Here is a 22,443-nt window from a genome sequence, read left to right as displayed (position 1 = left end):
GTCATGCGCGCGGCACGGACCCGTCCCCGCGTTAGCCTGGAGCGTCAGACTCCAGCCGCTTCAGTCAAGGGGCCAAGCATCCCGTGCGCATCGCCAGATTCTCCATCGACGGGAACGTCGCCTTCGGCGCCATCGAGGGCGAGAAGCAGGACGAACTCGTCCTGGACATCATCAAGGGCATCCCGTTCGCGGACTTCGAGCTCTCCGGCACGAAGGTGCCGGTCGGCAAGGTCAGGCTCCTGCCGCCGGTGCTCCCCAACAAGGTCGTGGCCTTCGGCCGCAACTACGCCGAGCACGCGAAGGAACTGGGCAACGAGGTCCCGCAGGCTCCCTTCGCCTTCTTCAAACCGTCCACCTCGGTGATCGGCCCCGGCGACGAGATCCAGTACCCCTCCTTCTCCGCGGAGGTGCACCACGAGGCCGAGCTGGCCGTGGTGATCGGCAGGATGTGCCGCGAGGTCCCGCGCGAGCGCGTCAAGGACGTGATCTTCGGCTACACCTGCGCCAACGACATCACCGCCCGTGACGTCCAGAAGCGCGAGAAGCAGTGGGCCCGGGCCAAGGGCTTCGACACGTCCTGCCCCCTCGGCCCCTGGGTGGAGACGGACCTGGACCCGGCCGATCTCACCATCCAGCTCACGGTCAACGGCCAGCAGCGCCAGCTGGGCCGCACCAGCGAGATGATCCACTCCATCGAGGACCTGATCGTCAACATCTCCGAGGCCATGACGCTGCTCCCCGGCGACGTGATCCTCACGGGCACCCCGGCTGGGGTCGGCCCCCTCAACGTCGGCGACGAGGTCGCCGTCACCATCGAAGGCATCGGCACTCTCACCAACAAGGTTGTCAAGCGTGGCTAGCGCACCCGGCTCCTCCGTACGCGTCCGTTTCTGTCCGTCGCCCACCGGTAACCCCCACGTGGGTCTGGTGCGCACCGCCCTGTTCAACTGGGCGTTCGCCAAGCACCACCAGGGCACCCTGGTCTTCCGCATCGAGGACACCGACGCGGCCCGCGACTCGGAGGAGTCGTACACCCAGCTGCTCGACTCGATGCGCTGGCTGGGCTTCGACTGGGACGAGGGCCCCGAGGTGGGCGGCCCGCACGCGCCGTACCGCCAGTCGCAGCGCATGGACCTGTACAAGGACGTCGCGGCCAAGCTCCTGGACGCCGGCCACGCCTACCGCTGCTACTGCTCCCAGGAGGAGCTGGACACCCGCCGCGAGGCCGCCCGCGCCGCCGGCAAGCCCTCCGGCTACGACGGCCACTGCCGCGAGCTGACCGACGCGCAGGTCGCCGAGTACCAGGCCCAGGGCCGGGAGCCGATCGTCCGCTTCCGGATGCCCGACGAGACGATCACCTTCACGGACCTGGTCCGCGGCGAGCTGACCTTCACCCCGGAGAACGTCCCGGACTACGGCATCGTCCGCGCCAACGGCGCCCCGCTCTACACGCTGGTCAACCCGGTCGACGACGCCCTGATGGAGATCACCCACGTCCTGCGCGGCGAGGACCTGCTCTCCTCCACCCCGCGCCAGATCGCCCTGTACAAGGCGCTGATCGAGCTGGGCATCGCCAAGCAGATCCCCGCCTTCGGCCACCTGCCGTACGTCATGGGCGAGGGCAACAAGAAGCTCTCCAAGCGCGACCCGCAGTCGTCCCTCAACCTCTACCGGGAGCGCGGCTTCCTCCCCGAGGGTCTGCTCAACTACCTCTCGCTGCTCGGCTGGTCCCTCTCGGCCGACCAGGACGTCTTCACGATCGACGAGATGATCGCGGCGTTCGAGATCTCCGACGTGAACCCCAACCCGGCCCGCTTCGACCTGAAGAAGTGCGAGGCCATCAACGGCGACCACATCCGCATGCTGGACGTGAAGGACTTCACCGAGCGCTGCCGCCCGTGGCTCCAGGCGCCGTTCGCCCCCTGGGCCCCGGAGGCCTTCGACGAGGCGAAGTGGCAGGCCGTCGCCCCGCACGCCCAGACCCGCCTCAAGGTGCTCTCCGAGATCACCGACAACGTCGACTTCCTGTTCCTGCCGGAGCCGGTGGCGGACGAGGCCAGCTGGACGAAGGCCATGAAGGAGGGCTCGGACGCCCTGCTGCGCACCGCCCGCGAGAAGCTGGAAGCGGCCGACTGGACCTCCGCCGAGTCGCTTAAGGAGGCCGTCCTGGCCGCCGGCGAGGCCCACGGCCTCAAGCTCGGCAAGGCCCAGGCCCCGGTCCGCGTCGCCGTCACCGGCCGCACGGTCGGCCTGCCGCTGTTCGAGTCGCTGGAGGTCCTGGGCAAGGAGAAGACCCTGGCCCGCATCGACGCGGCGCTGGCGAAGCTGGCCGCGTAACGCGCGGCACCCACACGGCGAGGGCGGCGTCCGGTTCGGGCGCCGCCCTCCGCGTCCCCGTCACGGGGGACGAGGGCCCGCAGCTCACCCCTTGGCTGAGAGCGCCCGCCAATGGGTACGGTCCGGCCATGAGCATCCACGCCGTGGTCTGGGACGTCGACGACACCCTCTTCGACTACACCACCGCCGACCGCCTCGGCATGCGCGCCCACCTGACGGCCGAGGGCCTGCTCGGCGACTACGAAACCGTCGAGCAGGCCATCGCCCGCTGGCGGGAGATCACGGACCTGCAATGGGCGCGCTTCGCGGCCGGTGAGGCCACCTTCGAGGAGCAGCGGCGCGACCGCGTACGGGTGTTCCTCGGCCAGGACCTCACCGATGCCGAGGCCGACGCGTGGTTCAAGCGGTACCGCGCCCGCTACGAGGCGGTCTGGGCCCTCTTCCCGGACGTCCTGCCCGTCCTCGACGCCCTCGCCGCCAGCCACCGGCACGCCGTGCTGTCCAACTCCAGCATCCACGTCCAGGACCGCAAGCTCCGCGTCCTCGGCGTCCACGACCGCTTCGAGAGCATCCTGTGTGCGGCCGAGCTCGGCGTCTCCAAGCCCGAGGCCGGGGCGTTCCTCGCGGCCTGCGAGGCCCTCGCCCTGCCACCGCACCAGGTTGCCTACGTCGGCGACCACCCGGAGATCGACGGACGGGGTGCCGCCGACGCCGGGCTGCTGTCGGTGTGGATCGACCGCGGGGGTGCGTACGCCACGATCGAGCCGCCCGTCGGGCCGCACCGCATCGCCTCCCTCGCCGAACTTCCGTCTGTGCTCGGCACGGATAGTCGTTTTGGAGCCCCGTCCACCTTCAGGTAATGTTCTTCCTGCGCCGCGGGGAGCGGGCCGGAAGGCAAGAACCCCCAGGCGCACTGCTAGAACAAAATCCCCCCGAGGGGCTTGCGTTCCAGTGGCCTATGGTGTAATTGGCAGCACGACTGATTCTGGTTCAGTTAGTCTTGGTTCGAGTCCAGGTAGGCCAGCTCGCAGAGCTTATCTGCGCCTGCGGATCCTGTATCCGCAAGCCCCCGTTGTGTAGCGGCCTAGCACGCTGCCCTCTCAAGGCAGTAGCGCCGGTTCGAATCCGGTCGGGGGTACTGGTTCCGGAAGATCGACGATCATCCCGGGATCGCTAGGGCCCCCGTTGTGTAGCGGCCTAGCACGCCGCCCTCTCAAGGCGGTAGCGCCGGTTCGAATCCGGTCGGGGGTACTGACTGGTCTAAACCACATTGGTCTATGGTGTAATTGGCAGCACGACTGATTCTGGTTCAGTTAGTCTTGGTTCGAGTCCAGGTAGACCAGCTCGGACCTGCGGAAACGCAGGATCCACGCCCCCGTTGTGTAGCGGCCTAGCACGCCGCCCTCTCAAGGCGGTAGCGCCGGTTCGAATCCGGTCGGGGGTACATACAGGGAAGGCCCTCCACTTCGGTGGGGGGCCTTTTCGTGTCCGACCTCAGAGGGGCGGGGAACTGCGCGATCAACCACCGACGGCCGGCACTCGACACGAGACCGAAAGCTGCCACGGCGCCTGGTCGGGGAAAGCCTGCCGCGGCGTTGAGGCCGACTCTCCCCGAAACTCCCTGTCGATCAGCCAGTACGTCGCAGCGCCTCGGAGAGGCGCCCTGCCGCATCGATCACGGCCTGCGCGTGCATCCGGCCAGGGTGCCGCGTCAGCCGCTCGATGGGTCCGGACACCGACACGGCGGCGACCACCCGGTTGGAAGGCCCCCGCACCGGCGCGGAGACGGACGCCACCCCCGGCTCGCGTTCACCGATCGACTGGGCCCAGCCCCGCCGCCGTACGCCCGACAGGGCCGTCGCCGTGAAGCGCGCGCCCTGGAGGCCGCGGTGCAGCCGCTCCGGCTCCTCCCAGGCCATCAGGATCTGCGCCGACGAGCCGGCCTTCATCGTGAGCGTCGAACCGACGGGGACGGTGTCCCGCAGCCCGGAAAGACGCTCCGCCGCCGCCACACAGATGCGCATGTCGCCCTGGCGGCGGTAGAGCTGCGCGCTCTCGCCCGTGACGTCACGGAGGTGGGTGAGCACCGGGCCCGCGGTGGCGAGGAGACGGTCCTCACCCGCGGCCGCGGCCAGTTCTGCCAGACGGGGGCCGAGAATGAAACGGCCCTGCATGTCGCGCGCCACCATGCGGTGGTGTTCCAGCGCCACGGCCAGGCGGTGGGCCGTGGGTCGTGCCAGTCCGGTGGCGCCGACCAGGCCCGCGAGGGTGGCCGGACCGGACTCCAGAGCGCTCAGGACGAGGGCCGCCTTGTCCAGAACGCCGACGCCGCTACTGTTGTCCATGAAACGATACTCGCGTCTCACTCTGTGAAACGCAAGTTCAAATTCTCGTGGAACCCGCCACTCTGGAAGACACGAAGTCACAGCGGCCCGTGACGTACGGGCCTGGCGGCGGTTGCCCGGAAACGCAGGGGCGCGGGCCCGCCTCCTCAAGATCTCTAGTTGGGCCGGCGGATCGTCGTCGGCCGGAGGGAACAGCGATGGGTAGGACACTCGCGGAGAAAGTCTGGGACGACCATGTCGTCCGGCGCGCGGAGGGCGAGCCCGACCTTCTCTTCATCGATCTGCACCTGCTGCACGAGGTGACCAGCCCGCAGGCCTTCGACGGCCTGCGCAAGAGCGGCCGCAAGGTCCGGCGCCTCGACCTCACCATCGCGACCGAGGACCACAACACCCCCACCCTCGACATCGACAAGCCGATCGCGGACCCGGTCTCCCGGATCCAGCTGGAGACGCTGCGCAAGAACGCCGCCGACTTCGGCGTGCGGCTGCACCCGCTGGGCGACGTCGAGCAGGGCGTCGTGCACGTCGTCGGCCCGCAGCTGGGTCTGACCCAGCCGGGCACCACCGTCGTCTGCGGTGACTCCCACACCTCCACGCACGGCGCCTTCGGCGCGCTGGCGTTCGGCATCGGCACCTCCCAGGTGGAGCACGTGCTGGCCACCCAGACGCTGCCGATGTCCCGCCCGAAGACCATGGCCATCACGGTCAACGGCGAACTGCCCGAGGGCGTCACCGCCAAGGACCTGATCCTGGCGATCATCGCCCGGATCGGTACCGGCGGCGGCCAGGGCTACGTCCTGGAGTACCGCGGCGAGGCCATCGAGAAGCTCTCGATGGAAGCGCGCATGACCATCTGCAACATGTCGATCGAGGCCGGCGCCCGCGCGGGCATGATCGCCCCGGACGAGACCACCTTCGCGTACCTCAAGGGCCGCCCGCACGCCCCCGAGGGCGCGGACTGGGACGCCGCCGTCGAGTACTGGAAGACGCTGAGGACGGACGCGGACGCCGAGTTCGACGCCGAGGTCGTCATCGAGGCCGCCGAACTGTCGCCGTTCGTCACCTGGGGCACCAACCCCGGCCAGGGCGCACCGCTTTCGGCATCGGTCCCCGACCCTGCTTCGTACGAAGACGCATCGGAGCGCTACGCCGCCGAAAAGGCCCTGGAATACATGGGGTTGGAGGCCGGTCAGCCGCTGCGCTCCATCAAGGTGGACACCGTCTTCGTAGGCTCCTGCACCAACGGCCGCATCGAGGACCTGCGCGCCGCGGCCGAGCTGCTCAAGGGCCGCAAAGTCGCCGACGGCGTACGGATGCTGGTCGTCCCGGGCTCCGCGCGGGTCGGTCTCCAGGCCGTCTCCGAGGGGCTGGACGTCGTCTTCAAGGAGGCCGGCGCCGAGTGGCGGCACGCGGGCTGCTCGATGTGTCTGGGCATGAACCCCGACCAGCTGGCCCCCGGCGAGCGCTCCGCGTCCACCTCCAACCGCAACTTCGAAGGCCGGCAGGGCAAGGGCGGTCGTACGCACCTGGTGTCGCCGCAGGTCGCGGCCGCTACGGCCGTCCTGGGCCACCTGGCCTCCCCGGCCGACCTGTCCGCCGCCGACACCCGTACGCCCGCTGGAGTCTGAGAATCATGGAAGCCTTCACCACCCACACCGGCCGGGCCGTCCCGCTGCGCCGCAGCAACGTCGACACCGACCAGATCATCCCCGCCCACTGGCTCAAGAAGGTCACGCGGGACGGGTTCGAGGACGGGCTGTTCGAGGCCTGGCGCAAGGACGCGTCGTTCGTGCTCAACCAGCCCGAGCGGCAGGGCGCGACCGTCCTGGTCGCCGGCCCCGACTTCGGCACCGGCTCCTCGCGTGAGCACGCCGTCTGGGCGCTGCAGAACTTCGGCTTCAAGGCCGTGATCTCCTCCCGCTTCGCCGACATCTTCCGCGGCAACTCGCTCAAGAACGGCCTGCTCACGGTCGTTCTGGAGCAGAAGATCGTGGACGCGCTGTGGGAGCTCACCGAGAAGGACCCGCAGGCCGAGATCACCGTCGACCTGGTCGCCCGCGAGGTCCGCGCCGAGGGCGTCACCGCCTCCTTCGAGCTGGACGAGAACGCCCGCTGGCGGCTGCTGAACGGCCTCGACGACATCTCGATCACCCTCCAGAACGAGGCGGACATCGCCGCGTACGAGGCGAAGCGCCCGTCGTTCAAGCCGCGGACGCTCCCGGTCTGATCCGGAGCACGATCCGCCGCCCCTGAACAAGGCGACTTTCGGCCACCACAACACCCCCTCTGTACCCCTGATCAGCCCGATCGGGGGTACAGCTGTTTCTGCACCCGAACGGCCCTGCCCGTCCTGAGCCGGCCACTCAACTTCCCACGTTATGCCGGTGGTTGTTGGGGTACGCGAGTTGTACAGCCGCGACCTCCGTGTGCGCCCGGAAGGCCGTTTGAGGCGGCAGTTGTCCCCTGCGCAGGCGACAACTCGCCCCAGATGGCACAATCTGTGCATGGAACACGACGGCCAACTCGAGCTCTATACGGCAGTCGCGGGCCAACTCAAGGAAGCGCACGCAAGAGTGCGCGCACTGCAAGTCCCGGAGGGCGTACGGATGGCGCTGACCCGGAAGCTGCTGGTCATTACGGCCGCGGCCAAGCACGATCTCGCCGACGCGGCAAGGCGGCTGGATCGGTTCACCGCGGACCTCGACGAGGGACGTCTCCCCGACGAGGAACGCTGAACCGGACGGCACCGCCGAGTTCGTTGCGGCACAAGGGTGATAAGCCCGTTTCGTGTTTGATTTGCGGTATATATCTGCCTAACGTGCGAAAAAGCTTGAACACTTTCGTTCTGGCGATGTCTCCGAAGGGGAAGACGTGAACAAGGCGCAGCTCGTAGAAGCGATTGCCGACAAGATGGGCGGCCGACAGCAGGCCGCCGACGCTGTCGACCATGTACTGGACGCCATCGTCCGCGCGGTCGTCGCTGGTGAGAGGGTCTCCGTCACCGGCTTCGGTTCCTTCGAGAAGGTCGACCGTCCGGCCCGCTACGCCCGTAACCCCCAGACGGGCGAGCGGGTTCGGGTCAAGAAGACCTCCGTTCCGCGCTTCCGCGCGGGCCAGGGTTTCAAGGACCTGGTCAGCGGCTCGAAGAAGCTGCCGCGTGGCGGCGAGGTCTCCGTAAAGAAGGCTCCCAAGGGCAGCCTGACCGGCGGCGCCGGCGCGACGGTCAAGAAGGCCGCCGCGAAGAAGGCGACCGCCAAGACGGCGGCCGCGAAGAAGACCACGGCCAAGAAGACGACGGCGAAGAAGGCCACCACCAAGACGGCGGCGGCCAAGAAGACCACGGCGAAGAAGGCCCCGGCCAAGAAGACCACGACGGCCAAGACCACCGCCGCGAAGAAGACCACCGCCAAGAAGGCACCGGCGAAGAAGGCGACCGCCAAGAAGGCGCCCGCCAAGAAGTCGACGGCGCGCAAGACCACCGCGAAGAAGACCACCGCCCGCAAGAAGTAGGGGCGCTGGGGCACTCACGCGCCGGGCCGGACTCCGTACGGAGTCCGGCCCGCGGTGTGTTCAGAGGGTCTGGAGGGTCACCAGAGTGATCCGCAAGTCCTCCTTCGCGCCCTCCACCTCGATCCGCACCCGCTGCCCCGGGCGCAGCAGCCTCAGCCCCCCGGCGTCGAACGCCGCCGCGTCGAAGGGCACCGGGGTGCCGTCGTCCAGGAGCACCTGCCCGCTGCGGCTTTCGGGGTCGTACGTGTACGCGGTCGCCTGCATGGCCGCAGCCTACTGCCCGGGTATCAGCAACCGCGCGGCGGCCGCGGCCGTATGAGGGCCGACCCCCAGGGCCAGCGCGGTGCGCAGGTCGTCGCCGGTGTCCACGTCCTGGCGTACGGAATCCACGGCGGTGACGGACAGTTCCACGGCCCCGGACGCGCGGTGCCGGGCGCGGGAATCGATACCGAATGCCGGGAACAATGGCCGGCCGGGGGCGGCGGCCAGCAGGGTCGTACCGATTTCGGCCGCGTCCGGGAGAAAAGCGCGCGGGAATTCAGCGGCGGCGTCGAGTACCCGTGCCAATTCCGGCGGGCGCAGCGCCGGCAGGTCGGCGTTCAGCGCCGCCACGCAACTTCCGGGACGAGCGGACCGGACGGCCTCCGCCCCGTGTGCGAGGGCGGCGTTGAGGCCGCTTCCCGGCTCGTCGGGGATGATCTCCGCGCCCAGTGCGGCCAGCTCACGGCCCGCCCGGGCGTCGTCCGTGACGACTGCCACATCACGCACCGCAGGGCAGGCCAGCGCGGCCGCCACCGTGTCCTGGGCGAAGGCCAGCGCCAGGTCCGGCCGCAGCCCGTCGTCCGCCGTGTCCGCGAGCCTGCTCTTGGCCTGGGCCAGGGGCTTCAGGGGTACGACCAAGGTCCACTGCACAGATGTTCCGTCCCTCTCTTGTCGCGGTCATTGTCACCCGGGGCCGCCGGGGCCCGGCGTGTCGGGGCGTACGGTGTTCTCGACAGACCGGCGGCCTGGGGCGACACTTGTGCGGCCCCCCGTGGCCCCCGCTTCAGGCCCTAGAGGAAGGTGTCCGCGTGCCCCGCCGCAGAATCGGCTTCTGGTACCGCTTCGCCGCGGTGATCTGCAAACCGCCGCTGGTGGTTCTGCTCAGGCGGGACTGGCGCGGAATGGAGCACATTCCGGCCGAGGGTGGATTTATCACCGCGGTGAATCACAATTCGCACATCGACCCCTTCGCTTACGCGCACTTTCAGTACAACACCGGGCGCGTCCCGCGATTCCTCGCGAAGAGCGGGCTTTTCAAGAAGGGATTCGTCGGCGCCGCGATGCGCGGTACCGGGCAGATCCCCGTCTACCGCGAGAGCACGGACGCGCTGAGCGCCTTCCGGGCCGCGATCGACGCCGTGGACCGCGGGGAATGCGTCGCCTTCTATCCCGAGGGCACCCTCACCCGCGACCCGGCGGGCTGGCCCATGACCGGCAAGACCGGGGCCGCACGTGTCGCCCTCCAGACCAAGTGCCCGGTGATCCCCGTAGCCCAGTGGGGCTGCAACGAGTTGCTGCCGCCGTACGCGAAGAAGCCGCACCTCCTGCCGCGCAAGACGCACCGCGTGCTCGCCGGACCGCCGGTTGACCTCACGCGGTTCTACGACCGGGAGATGACCGCGGAGCTCCTGAAGGAGGCCACCGAGGTCATCATGGCCGCCATCACCCGCCAGCTGGAGGAGATCCGCGGCGAGAAGGCGCCCGAGACGCCCTACGACCCGCGCCGGGAGCGGATCGAACAGCGGCGCCGCACCAAGGCGCAGACAGAGACACAGCGGAGCGGGCAGCAGACGGCGTCGCCGGTGCAGTCGGCGCAAACGGCACAGTCGGCACAGTCGGCACAGGAAGAGGGGCTGGGCAAGTGAGCAAGCCGGTCAAGGCGGCGGTCCTGAGCGCCGGTTCGTGGGGTACGGCCTTCGGCATGGTGCTCGCCGACGCCGGGTGCGAGGTCACCCTGTGGGGGCGCCGCCCGGAGGTCGTGGAGGCGATCAACTCCACCCGCACCAATCCCGACTACTTCCCGGGCGTCGAACTCCCGGAGAACGTCCGGGCCACCACGGATCCGGCTCAAGCCGCCGCGGACGCCGACTTCACGGTCCTCTCGGTCCCCTCGCAGACCCTGCGCGGCAATCTCGCCGAGTGGGCGCCGCTGCTCGCCCCCGGCACGGTCCTCGTGTCGCTGATGAAGGGCGTCGAACTCGGCTCCGCGATGCGCATGAGCGAGGTCATCGACGACGTCGCCAAGGTCGGCCCGGACCGCATCGCCGTGGTCACCGGACCCAACCTGGCCCGCGAGATCGCCGCGCGGATGCCGGCCGCCGCAGTGGTCGCCTGCACCGACGAGGCCGTCGCCCAGCGGCTCCAGGCCGCCTGCCACACGCCGTACTTCCGCCCGTACACCAACACCGACGTCGTCGGCTGCGAACTCGGTGGCGCGGTCAAGAACGTCATCGGCCTGGCCGTCGGCATCGCGGACGGCATGGGCCTCGGCGACAACGCCAAGGGCTCGCTCATCACGCGCGGTCTCGCGGAGACCACCCGGCTCGGCATGGCGCTCGGCGCCGACCCGCTGACCTTCTCCGGACTCGCGGGCCTGGGCGACCTGGTGGCCACCTGCTCCTCGCCGCTGTCCCGCAACCACACCTTCGGCACCAACCTCGGCAAGGGCATGACGCTCCAGGAGACCATCGCGGTCACCAAGCAGACCGCCGAGGGCGTCAAGTCCTGCGAGTCGGTGCTGGATCTGGCCCGCCGGCACGGCGTCGACATGCCCATCACGGAGACGGTCGTCGGCATCGTGCACGAGGGCAAGCCTCCGGTGGTGGCCCTCAAGGAGCTGATGTCGCGCAGCGCGAAGCCGGAACGACGCTGAGCGACGCGGCTTCGCGGGCGCTGTATCCCGGCCTTACCAACGGGTACTCTCAACGCGATATGAGCACCGAGAACCTCCCCCAGAGCCCCGAGCAGCCGCCTCGCAAGCCGCGTGTGGCCGTCGTGTTCGGCGGGCGCAGCTCCGAACACGGGATCTCCGTGGTCACGGCCGGCGCCGTCCTCAAGGCGATCGACCGGACGAAGTACGACGTCCTGCCGATCGGTATCACCCAGGACGGCCGCTGGGCGCTCACGGCGGACGAACCGGAGCGGATGGCGATCGTCGACCGGCGCCAGCCGAGCGTCGACCTGCTCGCCGAGTCCGACGAGGGCGGAGTGATCCTCCCGGTCGACCCGGCCAACCGCGAAGTCGTCTACAGCGAGCCGGGATCGGTCCCCAAGGCGCTCGGCGAGGTCGACGTGGTCTTCCCGGTGCTGCACGGCCCGTACGGCGAGGACGGCACCCTCCAGGGCCTCCTGGAGCTCTCCGGCGTCCCGTACGTCGGTTCGGGTGTGCTCGCCTCGGCCGTGGGCCAGGACAAGGAGTACATGAAGCGGGTGTTCACCTCGTTCGGGCTGCAGGTGGGCCCGTACCTGGTGATCAGGCCCCGCGAGTGGCAGCAGGACGAGCCGGCCGCCCGCAAGAAGATCGTCGACTTCGCCGGCGAGCACGGCTGGCCGCTGTTCGTGAAGCCCGCGCGCGCCGGTTCGTCGATCGGCATCACCAAGGTCGACGACCTCTCCGGTCTCGACGAGGCGATCGCCGAGGCCCAGCGGCACGACCCGAAGATCCTCGTGGAGGCCGCGCTGCGCGGTCGCGAGATCGAGTGCGGCGTCCTGGAGTTCGAGGACGGCCCCCGGGCCTCCGCCCCCGCGGAGATCCCCTCGCCGGAGGACCACGCGTACTACGACTTCGAGGCCAAGTACATCGACTCGACGCCGGGGATCGTGCCGGCGCCGCTGACGGCGGAGGAGACGGCGCAGGTGCAGCGCCTGGCGGTCGACGCCTTCGAGGCGACGTCCTGCGAGGGCCTGGTCCGCGCGGACTTCTTCCTCACCGAGGACGGCGAGTTCGTGATCAACGAGATCAACACGATGCCCGGCTTCACGCCCATCTCGATGTATCCGAAGATGTGGGAGGCGAGCGGGGTGAGCTACCCGGAGCTGGTGGACCGTCTGGTGCAGGCGGCACTTCGCCGTTCCACGGGTTTGCGCTGACCGGCCCAGGGGCTCTCAGGAGGCGATCCCCTCGGGGATCGCCTTTTTCACAGCCGAAGCCAGATCGATGAGAACCCCCGAGCTGTCCACACCCTCGGGCACGGCCACCTCGACATAGACCTCACGGTTCGCCGAGGTGAACCGGTACCCCCCGTCGTCCTGCTTCTCCATCAGCCAGTCGACCCCGTTCACACCCCCGGCGACCGCATCCGGATCCCGCCCCTCCGCCACCTTCGGATCGACCATCTCGGGCGGCCGCGGCACACCGCAGCGAAGTATGATCGCCGGGCTGCCCCAGCCCGCCGTCAGCGCCGACGCGGGCTCGGGATCCTCGCGACGCTCTCCGTCCACCTTCGCGGGCAGTACCTTGTCCAGGTTCCGGCACAGTTCCGTGACCTTCGCGTCCGGACTGGGAACCGCCGCCGACGCGCTGTCGTCTGCCGAGGAGCAGCCCGCGGCAGTGATCAACAGCGCGAGAGCGGGCAGGCGGAAGAAAACACGGAACACAGAACGGTGCCGGTGACGGAAAGAGTTCACCGGCACAGGGTAGACGGGGGCTACAGATGGACGACCGGGCAGGTCAGGGTACGGGTGATGCCGTCCACTTGCTGGACCTTGGCGACCACCATGCGGCCGAGGTCGTCGACGGTGTCGGCCTGGGCCCGCACGATCACGTCGTACGGTCCTGTGACGTCCTCGGCCTGGATGACCCCAGGAATCTTGCTGATCGTCTCGGCGACGGTCGACGCCTTGCCGACCTCCGTCTGGATCAGGATGTACGCCTGTACCACGGAACCTCCAGGGCGGCCACGAGGATCATGTGGGGAAAAGGAACGCCACGGTATCGCGTCGCCGCTCGCCGCGGGGAGACCTGCGGGGACCGGGTCTTGCGCGCCGGGGTGCAGGTCCGGCAGAACTTGACGGTCACTTCGACCGTAGCGAGGACCGAGAGGCCTCGCGACCGGGCACGGACAGGGACAGAAGGGGAGAAAGGGCAATGAAGGGCACTGTTGGTGAGCTCGGTGAGTTCGGGCTCATCAGGGAGCTCACCTCCCGTCTGACCACCACCCCGGCGGTCCGGGTCGGCCCCGGCGACGACGCCGCCGTGGTGGCCGCGCCCGACCGCAGGGTCGTGGCCAGTACGGACATCCTGGTCGAGGGCCGGCACTTCCGCCGGGACTGGTCCACGGCCTACGACGTGGGCCGCAAGGCGGCGGCGCAGAACCTCGCCGACATCGCCGCCATGGGTGCCGTACCGACGGCGCTGCTGCTCGGTCTGGTCGTTCCGGCCGAGCTGCCGGTGACGTGGGCGAGCGAGCTGATGGACGGCCTGCGCGACGAATGCCAGGTGGCCGGTGCCGCCGTGGTCGGCGGTGACGTCGTACGCGGCGACTCGATCATGGTGTCGATCACCGCGCTCGGCGATCTGCGCAACCAGGAGCCGGTGACGCGGGCGGGCGCGCAGCCCGGCGACCTCGTCGCGGTGACCGGCTGGCTGGGCTGGTCGGCGGCCGGGTACGCGGTGCTGTCGCGCGGGTTCCGTTCGCCGCGGGCGTTCGTGGAAGCGCACCGGCGGCCCGAGCCGCCGTACCACGCCGGTCCGGCGGCCGCCGGGCTCGGGGCGACCGCGATGTGCGACGTGAGCGACGGGCTGATCGCCGACCTGGGGCACATCGCCGAGGCCAGCAAGGTGCGGATCGACATCCGCTCCGGGGCGATCGACATCCCCTCCCAGATGAACGACATCGGGCAGGCCGTCGGCGTCGACCCGATGCAGTGGGTGCTGACCGGGGGAGAGGACCACGCGATCGTGGCGACCTTCCCGCCGGACGTGAAGCTGCCCGCCCGCTGGAAGGTCATCGGCGAGGTCCTCAACCCCTCGGCGCTGCCTCAGGTGACGGTCGACGGGGCGCCGTGGACCAGCAAGGGCGGCTGGGACCACTTCGGGGACATGGACTCATGATTCCCAACGTCCTCACGGTGGCGGGCTCCGACTCGGGCGGCGGCGCCGGCATCCAGGCCGACCTGAAGACGATGCTCGCGCTCGGCGTGCACGGCATGAGCGTCCTCACGGCGGTGACCGCGCAGAACTCCCTCGGCGTGCAGGGGGCTTGGGAGCTGCCGGTGGAGGCGGTGCGGGCCCAGTACCGCAGTGTCGTCGACGACATCGGCGTCCAGGCGGTCAAGACCGGGATGCTGGCCTCCGCCGAACTCGTGGAGACGGTCGCCGAGTTGATCGCGGGCACGGACGCCCCGGCGGTCGTCGACCCGGTGGGCGTCTCCAAGCACGGCGATTCCCTGCTCGCCGCGTCCGCACTGGACTCCGTCCGTACGAAGCTGCTGCCGGTCGCCACGGTCGCCACCCCGAACCTCGACGAGGTGGCCCAGCTGACGGGTGTCCGTGTCGAGTCGCAGGAGCAGCTGCGACGGGCCGCGGCGGCCGTGCTCGGGTACGGGCCGCGGTGGGTGCTGATCAAGGGCGGTCATCTGTCCGGGGACGCCGTGGACCTGCTCACGGACGGCTCCGAGGAGCACTGGCTGCGGGCGCCGAGGCACGACAACCGGCACACCCACGGCACGGGCTGCACCCTCGCCTCCGCGATCGCGTCACAGCTCGCGAAGGGGGACTCGGTGCCGGAGGCGGTGGCGGCGGCCAAGGAGTACGTCACCGGGGCGATCGCGGCCGGTTTCGCGCTCGGCGGGGGGATCGGTCCGGTGGATCATGGCTGGCGGTTCCGGGCCGGGTCCTGAGCGTCATGACGGTGTCCTGACACGGCAAAGAGCCGGTCCACCTGAGGTGGACCGGCTCTGTAAGCGAACCAGCAGTGGCCGCGCGCTAGCTGAGCGTCAGCGCGAGACCTTGCCGGCCTTGATGCACGAGGTGCAAGCGTTCACGCGCTTCGGCGTCCCGCCCACCACGGTACGCACACGCTGGATGTTCGGGTTCCAGCGACGGGACGTACGGCGGTGCGAGTGCGAGATGTTGTTGCCGAAGCCCGGCCCCTTGCCGCAGACGTCGCAGTTGGCAGCCACGGGTCACTCCAAAGACTTCAGATGCACTTACGGTTGATCCCGGCATGCCGGGATCCGGATGAGAGGATCTGAGTGGCGCTGCCAGGGGAATGGCCCGATTCGATCGGGCAACCGGAGCAGCATACAACGACTGCGCCCGTGCAGTGAAACTACCATGGTCGGCCCACGCCCCCTCCCGGCCCACTTCCGGTGGGCACGGCCCCGGGGTCTACGCTGCGTGCCACGTCCAGCAGCTCAGGGAGGCGCGGTGGCGCAGGTGCCGCAGACATTCTTCGATGCTCTCGCGGTGCGCACCTGGTGCGGTCTCGCACTCGAGACGCTGGGGCGGGCGCGTGAGGAGATCGACGCGATCAACGTCTATCCCGTGGCGGACGGGGACACCGGCACGAACCTGTATCTGACCGTGGAGTCCGCCGTCGCGGCGGTCGAGGCCGTGTTCGCGGGGCATGCGGCGAGGTCGGGCCCTGCGGGGCCGACGCTGGCCGACGCCGCCCGGGCGATGGCGCACGGGGCGCTCATCGGTGCCCGCGGGAACTCCGGGACGATCCTCGCCCAGCTGCTGCGCGGCATGTCCCAGGTGCTGGCCGACTACGAGACCGGGCACGCCGACGACCAGGCCCCTCCCCCCGCAGGCGGTACCGCGCACGCCGACGGCCAGGGCCTGCGGCTGGCCCTGCGGCACGCGGCCGACTCGGCCCGGCAGGCCGTGGCTCACCCCGTCGAGGGCACGGTCCTCACGGTCGCCGCTGCCGCTGCCGACGCAGCCTGCGGTGCCGAGGGCGACTGCGGGACGGTGGCCAGGGCGGCCTACGAGGGAGCTCGCGCGGCACTGGCCGCCACTCCCGGCCAGCTGCCGGTCCTGGAGCGCGCCGGGGTGGTCGACGCCGGTGGGCGAGGGCTGGTGGCGGTGCTCGGGGCGCTGGTGGAGACGTTCACGGGGGAGAGGCCGCGGGACGGGGCGGCGACGGTGAGGGCGGGCGCGTCGCGGGTGGGCGAGGCGCGTCTGGGCGATGAGGCCCATGAGGGCGATCAGGGCCCTGCGGGGGCGCCGGCGCGCGTGGCAGCTGCCGGAGGCCCCGCCCCGGCCGCCGGAAGCCCGCACGGCGAGTGCGCCGACACCGCCGCCGTGGTCGGCCAGGACGGTCCCGCCTTCGAGGTGATCTACCTCCTGGAGGCCGAGGACACGGCCGTGGCGCGGTTGCGGGAGCGGCTCGACGCGCTCGGGGACTCGCTCGTCGTGGTCGGCGGCGACGGGCTGTGGAACGTCCACGTCCACGTCGACGACGCGGGCGCCGCCGTCGAGGCCGGTATCGAGGCCGGGCGGCCCTACCGGATCCGCATCACGCACTTCGGCGCCGGCGACGTGCACACCACCGGCGCCGAGCGGCCTCCCCGCGAGCGCGCCCAGCGTGCCGTCGTGGCCGTGGTGCCCGGTGAGGGCCTGGCCGGGCTGTACGCCGAGGCAGGCGCGACCACCGTGCTCGCACGCCCCGGGGAGCCGCCCGCGAGCGGCGAGCTCGTGCAGGCCGTACGGCGGGCCCACGCGCGCGAGGTCGTGCTGCTGCCCAATGACGCCGAACTGCGCCACACTGCAGCCGCGGCGGCCGAGCAGGCCCGTACCGAGGGCATCCGCGTGGCCCTCATCCCGACCCGCTCGGCGGTCCAGGGCATCGCGGCACTCGCCGTGCACGAGCCGGAGCGCCGTTTCGACGAGGACGTGGTGTCGATGACCTCGGCGGCCGGCGCGACCCGCTACGCCGAGGTCACCGTCGCCGAGCGCCAGGCCTGGACGATGGCCGGCATCTGCCAGGCCGGCGACGTCCTCGGCCTGATCGACGGCGACGTGGCCGTGATCGGCTCGGACGTCACGGCCACCGCCCGGGCCGTCCTGGACCGCATGCTCGCGGCGGGCGGCGAGATGGTCACCCTGGTGCTCGGCGACGAGGCTCCCGACACCATCGCCGAGCACCTGGAGGGCCGGGTCCGCGAGGGGTACCTCGCCGTCGACACGGTCGTGTACCGGGGCGGGCGGCAGGGGGCCGTGCTGCTCATCGGCGTCGAGTAGGCCGAACAGGGCCGGTGCCGGATGATTCAGTCCGGGTCCTCCGTGGCGACGCGGAGCATGTGCTCGGCCTCTGCCCGCCGGGCCCGCACCGCCTCGCCGTCATCGTCGTTCATCCCCTCGGGGGCCGTGCCGCCGGAGGCCGTGCCGTCGTAACCGTCGTACGCCGCCAGCACCGCACGCGCGCGTGCCCTCGCGTCGGTGAGACGGTCCATCTCGATCTCCAGCCACCCCGCGGTGAGTTCGGCGCCGGTACGGCTGTGCAGGGCGCCGTCCCCGAGGGAGGCGAACACCTCGGCCGCCCGCAGCAGTCGGGACAGCGCCTCCTCGAACACGCCCGGGAGTGAGCCCTCCGCGTCGCCCTCGGCGGACCGGGCCAGCAGGTCACCGAACTGGCGGTGGGTGTGGCCGAGTTCGGCGACGAACCGCTGCCGGGACTCCTCGTCGGCCGCCGTGTCCCGTGCCGCCTCGCACTCCCGGACCGCGTCCGCCATCAGGGCGCGTGCCACCTCAAGTCCGTCCTCCGTGCGCAACGCCAGCCAGGCGCGGGCACGCAGGGACCGGATCAGCCCGTGGACGTTGCCGAGTTCGCGCCACAGGTCACCCGCGCGTGCATAGGCCCGGTCCGCCTCGTCGGCCAGTCCGGCCTGCCCGAGTGACTCCCCGGCCAGGTGGGCGAGGGTCGCGTGGTCGTGCTGTTCGGGCCAGTGCCGGGCGATCTCGGCGGCCTGGAGACGCCGTTCGGCGGCAGCGCGGTGCTCGCCGAGTTCGCTCAGGCAGTCGCCGAGCCACCACTGCGTCTGCACGATCGCCCCGTCGCCGTGCGTCTCGGCCGTCAGGTCGGGCAGCGCCGACTCCAGGACCTCCGCGGCCTCGGCCCACCGTCCCTGCCGCAGCAGGAACCCGCCGAGCTGCTGCCGGGCCCAGGCGCCCAGCGTCGTGCCCTCGCCCGCCTCGTCGGCCCAGTGCGCGGCCTCCAGGGCATGCCGGGCGGCCTCGACGGCCTCGCCCCGGCCGCCGACCAGCTCGGCGAGCTGGAGGTGCAGCTGGGCCCGTCCGGGCGCCTCCAGCTGGGCCCCGCCGTGCTCCAGGGCTGCCCGCAGCGCCCGTTCCGCCTCCGCCATGTCGCCGAGGTGGTGGGCGAGCGAGGCCAGCCGGGCTTCGTACTCCACCGCGAACCACGGCAGCCCCGCCGCGACGAACGCCGCCGCGCCGCGCGCGAACAGCCCCGCGGCCGTCTCCAGGTCCCCGCCCAGCCCCGCAAGCTCGGCGAGCATCGCCTGCGCCTCGGCGCCCCGCGCGGCCAGCCGCACGTCCTGACCGGTCCGCCCTTCGACGAGCGCGACGACTTCCCGGACAGCGGCTTCGGCCTCGCCGAGAACCGCCTCCGGGCCGTCGCGCTCGGCGTCACCTTCTGCGAGAACTTCCCCGGCCTGGTGCGCCCGGCGCAGCAGGATCCGGGCCCGTGCCATCAGGACGGACGCCGTCTGCCGTATCCCGGTGTCGCCGGCGGCGTACAGCGCGAGGATCTCGTCGTAGGGCCCGGACACGGCCGCGAGCGCCGCGTCCACGTCGCCCGCGAGGGCACGTACGTACGCCGCACGCGCGCGTGCGGCCAGGGCCTCACCGGGGTCGCCCGCCGCCGCGTACAGCTGCGCGGCCCGTTCGAAGAGCGCGGCGCCCTCCGGGCCGAGGCCCATCGCCTCGTGGTCGGCGATCTCGGCGCGGTCGCGCGGGTCCAGCTCCACGCCGTGCGCGGCCTCGGCGACGGCCGCCCACGCCTCCACGGCGCCCGGCCGCAGGTTGTCCGACAGCCGGCGTGCCTCGGCCAGCAGGGCGGGCAGATCAGGCTGCCCGGTCGCGGCGGCCGTGGCCGCCGGGGGAGCGGGCGCGGGCACCGGCCGTACCGACCGCACTCCCAGCGGCAGCCGCTCCGCCAGCGGGCGCCGCTCCATCCGCGCGCGGGCCCGCTCGCTGACGTACGTCGTGCCGTTGCGCTCGTCGAAGCGGGCCGCCAGGGCGAGGGCCTCCGCACGCGCGTGCGTGGCCAGCTCCCGGGCACTCCACGTCCGGCCGGCCGGACCGGGCACCTGCCGGTCACCCAGCCCCAGCCCGGTCAGACGGTCCATGAGCAGGGCCACCACGCTCATGAACTCCAGCTTGCTCTGCGGCTGCCCGTCGTCCGTGAAGTACGCCGGCCGCTCCGCGAGCAGCTCCAGACCACGGGCCTCGTTGCCGGTCAGCGCGCAGAACTCCACGTGCTCCGCGTAGGCGCCGCGCATGCTCTCCATGGCCCGTACGAGCCGGAAGCCCCGCAGATGGTTCGCGCGGGCCTCGTCCAGGCGGCCCAGCCGCAGCAGTGGCACCAGGGAGGAGGCGAGGGCCGTGTGCGGCTCGTGGGCGCACGTGTACTCGCCCTCCAGCACCGGCCGCCACAGCTCCAGCGCCTCCGCGTCCCGGCCCCGCTCCGCCTGCCACCAGCCCTGCCCGTGCAGTTCGCAGGCGTGACAGTCCGCCATGGCGTCCCGGTCGGCGGCCAGCCACGCGGCGTACGCCCGCTCGGCCCGCGCCAGGTCCCCGACATGCGCGGCCACACTGTGCTCGGCGCTGCGCACGGCACACTCGGAGTACCCGGCGAGCCGGTAGCGGTGCTCCATCTCGCCGAGCCACTTCTCGATCGACGCGAGCGGGATGTGCGGCTGGTCCAGCATGCCGGACGAGACCCACTTGAAGACCCAGTGCAGCGTGTAGGTCTCGTACTCGTCGAAGTCCTCGGGCCGTTCGTCCCACATGCGCAGCAGACGCGCGAAGGGGACGAACATCTTCCCTTTCTCGGAGCTGTAGTTGTAGACCTTCAGCTGGTGTCCGAGCGCCTCGATCACGGCGAGCGGGATGTTCAGCTTCTCGGCGGCGGCCAGCAGTTCCTCGGCGCGCGCGTTGCGGGCAGGCCCCTCCGGCTGCTCGGAGTTCTCCGCCATCGCCCGGCGCAGGGCGTCGAAGTCCGTGATCTCACTCATGCCTGACCGTCCTCGCTGTGCGTGGCCCACTCCAACAGGCCGATGAACGCCCGGTTGAGCAGCGCCGAGTCGGCGGGCCTGAGCGGCCGCTGCGCCATCAGCAGCGCCTGCCCGTACAGCGACTCCGTGGCCGTGCCGATCAGCTCCGGGTCGTGCAGCGAGCTGATCCGCCGGACGAGCGGGTTGAGGTGGTTGAGCACCAGACGCGCGCGGGGAGCGCTGCCGCGCAGGGAGCCGAGGATGCCCGCCCAGAGGTCGTCGGCCTGCGCCTCGGCGTCGGCCCGGGCCTGTTCGTGCCGGGCGTCCCGGTCGTCGAGGTGCAGCGCGGGCACGGAGAGCGGGTGGAAGGCCCGCAGCACGACGTCGCAGCCCAGCGGGTCGAGCCGGGCCCGCGCGGCCGCCAGGAAGCCGGACAGGGCCAGCTCCTCGGCCGGGTCGACCGCGTCCAGGTGCGCGGTCACCGTCTCCGCGTCCAGCTCGGCGACCACGGTCCCCGGCCGCACCGACGGCAGCGCCTGAACCAGCTCGCTGTCGTACGTGTAGCCGCCGTTGATCACGCCGATGCCCTGCGCGGACGCGATCGGCGCGACCTGCCGGTACTCCTCGACGGTCCGCGTGAAGTGCACCACCGGGTGCCGCTGCGCGAACTCCTCCAGGGACAGCCGCCCGTCGGTCGTCTCGAAGGGCAGCCACGGCAGCATCGTGCGCAGCATCTCCCGGTCGTGCCGGGCCAGCGACTTCACGCCCAGGTGGTGCACCGACAGGAACGCGGCCAGCCGCTCCGGATCACCGGCGGCCAGACCGGTCAGCCAGGCCCGGATCCGCTCGCCCAGCGCCTCCCGTACGGCGGCCAGCGTCTCGTCCTCGTACAGCGCCTCGCGCGACGCCGTCGGCCGCAGGCTGTCCGTGTCGAGCACGCAGCGCACGAAGAACGCCCAGTCGGGCAGCAGCTGTTCGGCCCGCTCGGTCAGCAACATGCCCTTGAGATGGACGCGGTGACCCGCGCGCTGGGCCGGGCTGACCGCCGACGGCAGCACGTACGCCACCCCGCGGATGCCGGCCAGCGGCACGGACAGGTCGATCGTGTCCAGCGGGGTGAAGCCGAACAGGTCGTGGCAGTGCCGGGCGAGGGCGACGCGGCGGGCGGCCGGGCCCGGATACGACCGGTCCCAGGGCGCCGGGAGGTCGGTGACCGGGTCGTCGCCCACCCGGACGTCGTACGGCAGCAGCGACCCGAACTCCCGCGCCAGCGCGCCGACCCGCTCGGGCGTGAGCCACTCCGCGGCCCCCGCCCGGGCCACCAGATGCACGGTGGTGCCCGGTTCGGGCCGCTCGGCGTCCGGCAGCGTCCGCACCGTGTACGAACCGTCGTCGGACGCCGTCCACTCCACGGGCGGCGCCCCGGGCGTACGGGCGCTGCGGCTGACCACCCGGATCCGCTCGGCGACGACGAAACAGGCCAGCAGCCCGATGCCGAACTGCCCGAGGAAGTCGGAACGCGCCTCCTGAAGGCCCTCGGCGCGCTTGGAACTGCGCCCGATCGTGGCGAGCAGGCTGTGCACGTCCGCCTCGGTGAGCCCGACCCCGGTGTCCTCGACGCGCAGGGCGCCGCCCTCCGCAGACAACCGAACCCGGGCCGGAGCGTCGGGTTCCGCCGTGCGTCTGGCGGTGATGGCGTCCACGGCGTTCTGCAGCAGCTCCCGCAGATACACCTTCGGACTGGAGTAGAGGTGGTGGGAGAGCAGGTCCACCAGACCACGCAGGTCGACCTGGAACGTATGAGGTGACTGGGGCGAATGGGATGCCTGGGATGCCTGTGATGTCTGGGAGTCCATCTTCACGGCGCCGGTGGGGGACTCGCGACGGCGCGGGGTCGGGCGGTCCCGGTGGGGAGGTGACCGCGAAAGAGGGCCGGGAGCGCGTCATCCTAAGGCCCGAACCAGCCGCCTGACCAGGGATTTCCGGGACGTATACGGCGACCTGCGCCATGGCCTCTACGGCATTGTCA

The 22,443-nt window shown here is 71.2% G+C and carries 21 protein-coding genes and 5 tRNA genes; 18 read left to right on the top strand and 8 right to left on the bottom strand.

The features are described 5' to 3' along the window. Nucleotides 1-83 precede the first annotated feature (83 nt). The 8 genes from MQE23_RS13480 to MQE23_RS13445 all read left to right on the top strand — a co-directional run bounded on the left by MQE23_RS13480 (nt 84) and on the right by MQE23_RS13445 (nt 3,781). Entirely contained in the window at nt 84-860 is a 777-nt protein-coding gene (locus tag MQE23_RS13480; protein WP_020270048.1) for a fumarylacetoacetate hydrolase family protein, read from the top strand. Beyond that, complete coding sequence (gene gltX, locus MQE23_RS13475; protein ID WP_082319730.1) at nt 853-2,337, top strand: glutamate--tRNA ligase; 1,485 nt, start codon at nt 853-855, stop codon at nt 2,335-2,337. Before MQE23_RS13480 ends, gltX begins: the two co-directional genes overlap by 8 nt. Nucleotides 2,338-2,465: 128 nt before the next feature. Beyond that, a complete protein-coding gene (locus MQE23_RS13470) occupies nt 2,466-3,197 on the top strand; it encodes an HAD family hydrolase (protein ID WP_020270050.1) in 732 nt (243 codons plus the stop codon). 92 nt (nt 3,198-3,289) lie between these two features. Beyond that, nucleotides 3,290-3,361, top strand: a tRNA-Gln gene (locus tag MQE23_RS13465). A gap of 41 nt (nt 3,362-3,402) precedes the next feature. Continuing rightward, nucleotides 3,403-3,475, top strand: a tRNA-Glu gene (locus tag MQE23_RS13460). 40 nt (nt 3,476-3,515) lie between these two features. Then, nucleotides 3,516-3,588, top strand: a tRNA-Glu gene (locus tag MQE23_RS13455). A gap of 20 nt (nt 3,589-3,608) precedes the next feature. Beyond that, nucleotides 3,609-3,680, top strand: a tRNA-Gln gene (locus MQE23_RS13450). Between the two features lie 28 nt (nt 3,681-3,708). Next, nucleotides 3,709-3,781: transfer RNA gene (locus tag MQE23_RS13445), tRNA-Glu, on the top strand. 184 nt (nt 3,782-3,965) lie between these two features. Here the strand turns inward: MQE23_RS13445 and ndgR are convergent. Then, the gene (gene ndgR, locus MQE23_RS13440) at nt 3,966-4,682 is read right to left on the bottom strand and encodes an IclR family transcriptional regulator NdgR (RefSeq protein WP_020270051.1); all 717 of its coding nucleotides are present in this window, start codon (nt 4,680-4,682) and stop codon (nt 3,966-3,968) included. 197 nt (nt 4,683-4,879) lie between these two features. Between ndgR and leuC the strand changes: the two genes are divergently transcribed. The 4 genes from leuC to MQE23_RS13420 all read left to right on the top strand — a co-directional run bounded on the left by leuC (nt 4,880) and on the right by MQE23_RS13420 (nt 8,192). Beyond that, nucleotides 4,880-6,310 (top strand): 3-isopropylmalate dehydratase large subunit, encoded by a 1,431-nt coding sequence (leuC, locus tag MQE23_RS13435; RefSeq protein WP_020270052.1) that lies wholly within the window; start codon nt 4,880-4,882, stop codon nt 6,308-6,310. A gap of 5 nt (nt 6,311-6,315) precedes the next feature. Then, entirely contained in the window at nt 6,316-6,909 is a 594-nt protein-coding gene (gene leuD / locus MQE23_RS13430; protein WP_020270053.1) for a 3-isopropylmalate dehydratase small subunit, read from the top strand. A gap of 277 nt (nt 6,910-7,186) precedes the next feature. Further along, entirely contained in the window at nt 7,187-7,417 is a 231-nt protein-coding gene (locus tag MQE23_RS13425) for a hypothetical protein (RefSeq protein ID WP_020270054.1), read from the top strand. A gap of 136 nt (nt 7,418-7,553) precedes the next feature. Next, on the top strand, nt 7,554-8,192 hold the full coding sequence (locus MQE23_RS13420; RefSeq protein ID WP_020270055.1) for an HU family DNA-binding protein: 639 nt from the start codon (nt 7,554-7,556) through the stop codon (nt 8,190-8,192). Nucleotides 8,193-8,252: 60 nt separating this feature from the next. On the opposite strand, the gene MQE23_RS13415 is transcribed toward MQE23_RS13420, so the two are convergent. Continuing rightward, nucleotides 8,253-8,456 carry a hypothetical protein gene (locus MQE23_RS13415; RefSeq protein WP_010044574.1) on the bottom strand — a complete coding sequence of 68 codons (204 nt, stop codon included), beginning with the start codon at nt 8,454-8,456 and terminating at the stop codon, nt 8,253-8,255. A 9-nt stretch (nt 8,457-8,465) separates the two neighbouring features. Further along, nucleotides 8,466-9,104: a 2-phospho-L-lactate guanylyltransferase gene (gene cofC / locus MQE23_RS13410; protein ID WP_243379262.1), complete on the bottom strand. Its 639-nt coding sequence runs from the start codon at nt 9,102-9,104 to the stop codon at nt 8,466-8,468. Between the two features lie 158 nt (nt 9,105-9,262). Between cofC and MQE23_RS13405 the strand changes: the two genes are divergently transcribed. Genes MQE23_RS13405 through MQE23_RS13395 form a run of 3 tightly spaced genes read left to right on the top strand, consistent with a single transcriptional unit; the run spans nt 9,263 to nt 12,323 of the window. Next, a complete protein-coding gene (locus tag MQE23_RS13405; RefSeq protein WP_243379261.1) occupies nt 9,263-10,099 on the top strand; it encodes a lysophospholipid acyltransferase family protein in 837 nt (278 codons plus the stop codon). Then, the gene (locus MQE23_RS13400) at nt 10,096-11,106 is read left to right on the top strand and encodes an NAD(P)H-dependent glycerol-3-phosphate dehydrogenase (protein ID WP_020270058.1); all 1,011 of its coding nucleotides are present in this window, start codon (nt 10,096-10,098) and stop codon (nt 11,104-11,106) included. The genes MQE23_RS13405 and MQE23_RS13400 overlap by 4 nt, the downstream gene beginning before the upstream one ends. A 59-nt stretch (nt 11,107-11,165) precedes the next feature. After that, nucleotides 11,166-12,323 carry a D-alanine--D-alanine ligase family protein gene (locus MQE23_RS13395; protein ID WP_020270059.1) on the top strand — a complete coding sequence of 386 codons (1,158 nt, stop codon included), beginning with the start codon at nt 11,166-11,168 and terminating at the stop codon, nt 12,321-12,323. A gap of 15 nt (nt 12,324-12,338) precedes the next feature. On the opposite strand, the gene MQE23_RS13390 is transcribed toward MQE23_RS13395, so the two are convergent. Together MQE23_RS13390 and MQE23_RS13385 are read right to left on the bottom strand one after the other, a co-directional pair. Further along, a complete protein-coding gene (locus MQE23_RS13390; RefSeq protein ID WP_243379260.1) occupies nt 12,339-12,860 on the bottom strand; it encodes a DUF3515 domain-containing protein in 522 nt (173 codons plus the stop codon). 20 nt (nt 12,861-12,880) lie between these two features. Then, on the bottom strand, nt 12,881-13,114 hold the full coding sequence (locus MQE23_RS13385; protein WP_003997603.1) for an Lrp/AsnC ligand binding domain-containing protein: 234 nt from the start codon (nt 13,112-13,114) through the stop codon (nt 12,881-12,883). Nucleotides 13,115-13,320: 206 nt separating this feature from the next. On the opposite strand from MQE23_RS13385, the gene MQE23_RS13380 reads away from it, so the two are divergent. Then, the gene (locus MQE23_RS13380) at nt 13,321-14,286 is read left to right on the top strand and encodes a thiamine-phosphate kinase (protein ID WP_020270061.1); all 966 of its coding nucleotides are present in this window, start codon (nt 13,321-13,323) and stop codon (nt 14,284-14,286) included. Beyond that, entirely contained in the window at nt 14,283-15,074 is a 792-nt protein-coding gene (thiD, locus tag MQE23_RS13375) for a bifunctional hydroxymethylpyrimidine kinase/phosphomethylpyrimidine kinase (protein WP_020270062.1), read from the top strand. The genes MQE23_RS13380 and thiD overlap by 4 nt, the downstream gene beginning before the upstream one ends. A gap of 96 nt (nt 15,075-15,170) precedes the next feature. On the opposite strand, the gene rpmB is transcribed toward thiD, so the two are convergent. Further along, nucleotides 15,171-15,356 (bottom strand): 50S ribosomal protein L28, encoded by a 186-nt coding sequence (rpmB, locus tag MQE23_RS13370; protein WP_003993230.1) that lies wholly within the window; start codon nt 15,354-15,356, stop codon nt 15,171-15,173. A gap of 247 nt (nt 15,357-15,603) precedes the next feature. On the opposite strand from rpmB, the gene MQE23_RS13365 reads away from it, so the two are divergent. Then, a complete protein-coding gene (locus MQE23_RS13365) occupies nt 15,604-17,421 on the top strand; it encodes a DAK2 domain-containing protein (RefSeq protein WP_243379259.1) in 1,818 nt (605 codons plus the stop codon). A 26-nt stretch (nt 17,422-17,447) separates the two neighbouring features. Here MQE23_RS13365 and MQE23_RS13360 read toward each other — a convergent pair whose 3' ends face one another. Continuing rightward, a complete protein-coding gene (locus tag MQE23_RS13360; RefSeq protein ID WP_243379258.1) occupies nt 17,448-20,435 on the bottom strand; it encodes a tetratricopeptide repeat protein in 2,988 nt (995 codons plus the stop codon). After that, nucleotides 20,432-22,270 carry an HSP90 family protein gene (locus MQE23_RS13355; RefSeq protein WP_243379257.1) on the bottom strand — a complete coding sequence of 613 codons (1,839 nt, stop codon included), beginning with the start codon at nt 22,268-22,270 and terminating at the stop codon, nt 20,432-20,434. Before MQE23_RS13355 ends, MQE23_RS13360 begins: the two co-directional genes overlap by 4 nt. Nucleotides 22,271-22,443 lie beyond the last annotated feature (173 nt).

It is taken from the genome of Streptomyces sp. HP-A2021 (genome assembly GCF_022807935.1).
GTDB lineage: Bacteria > Actinomycetota > Actinomycetes > Streptomycetales > Streptomycetaceae > Streptomyces > Streptomyces afghaniensis.
The sequence above is the reverse complement of the archived record's forward strand: the minus strand, read 5'-3'. Positions and strand labels throughout refer to the sequence as shown.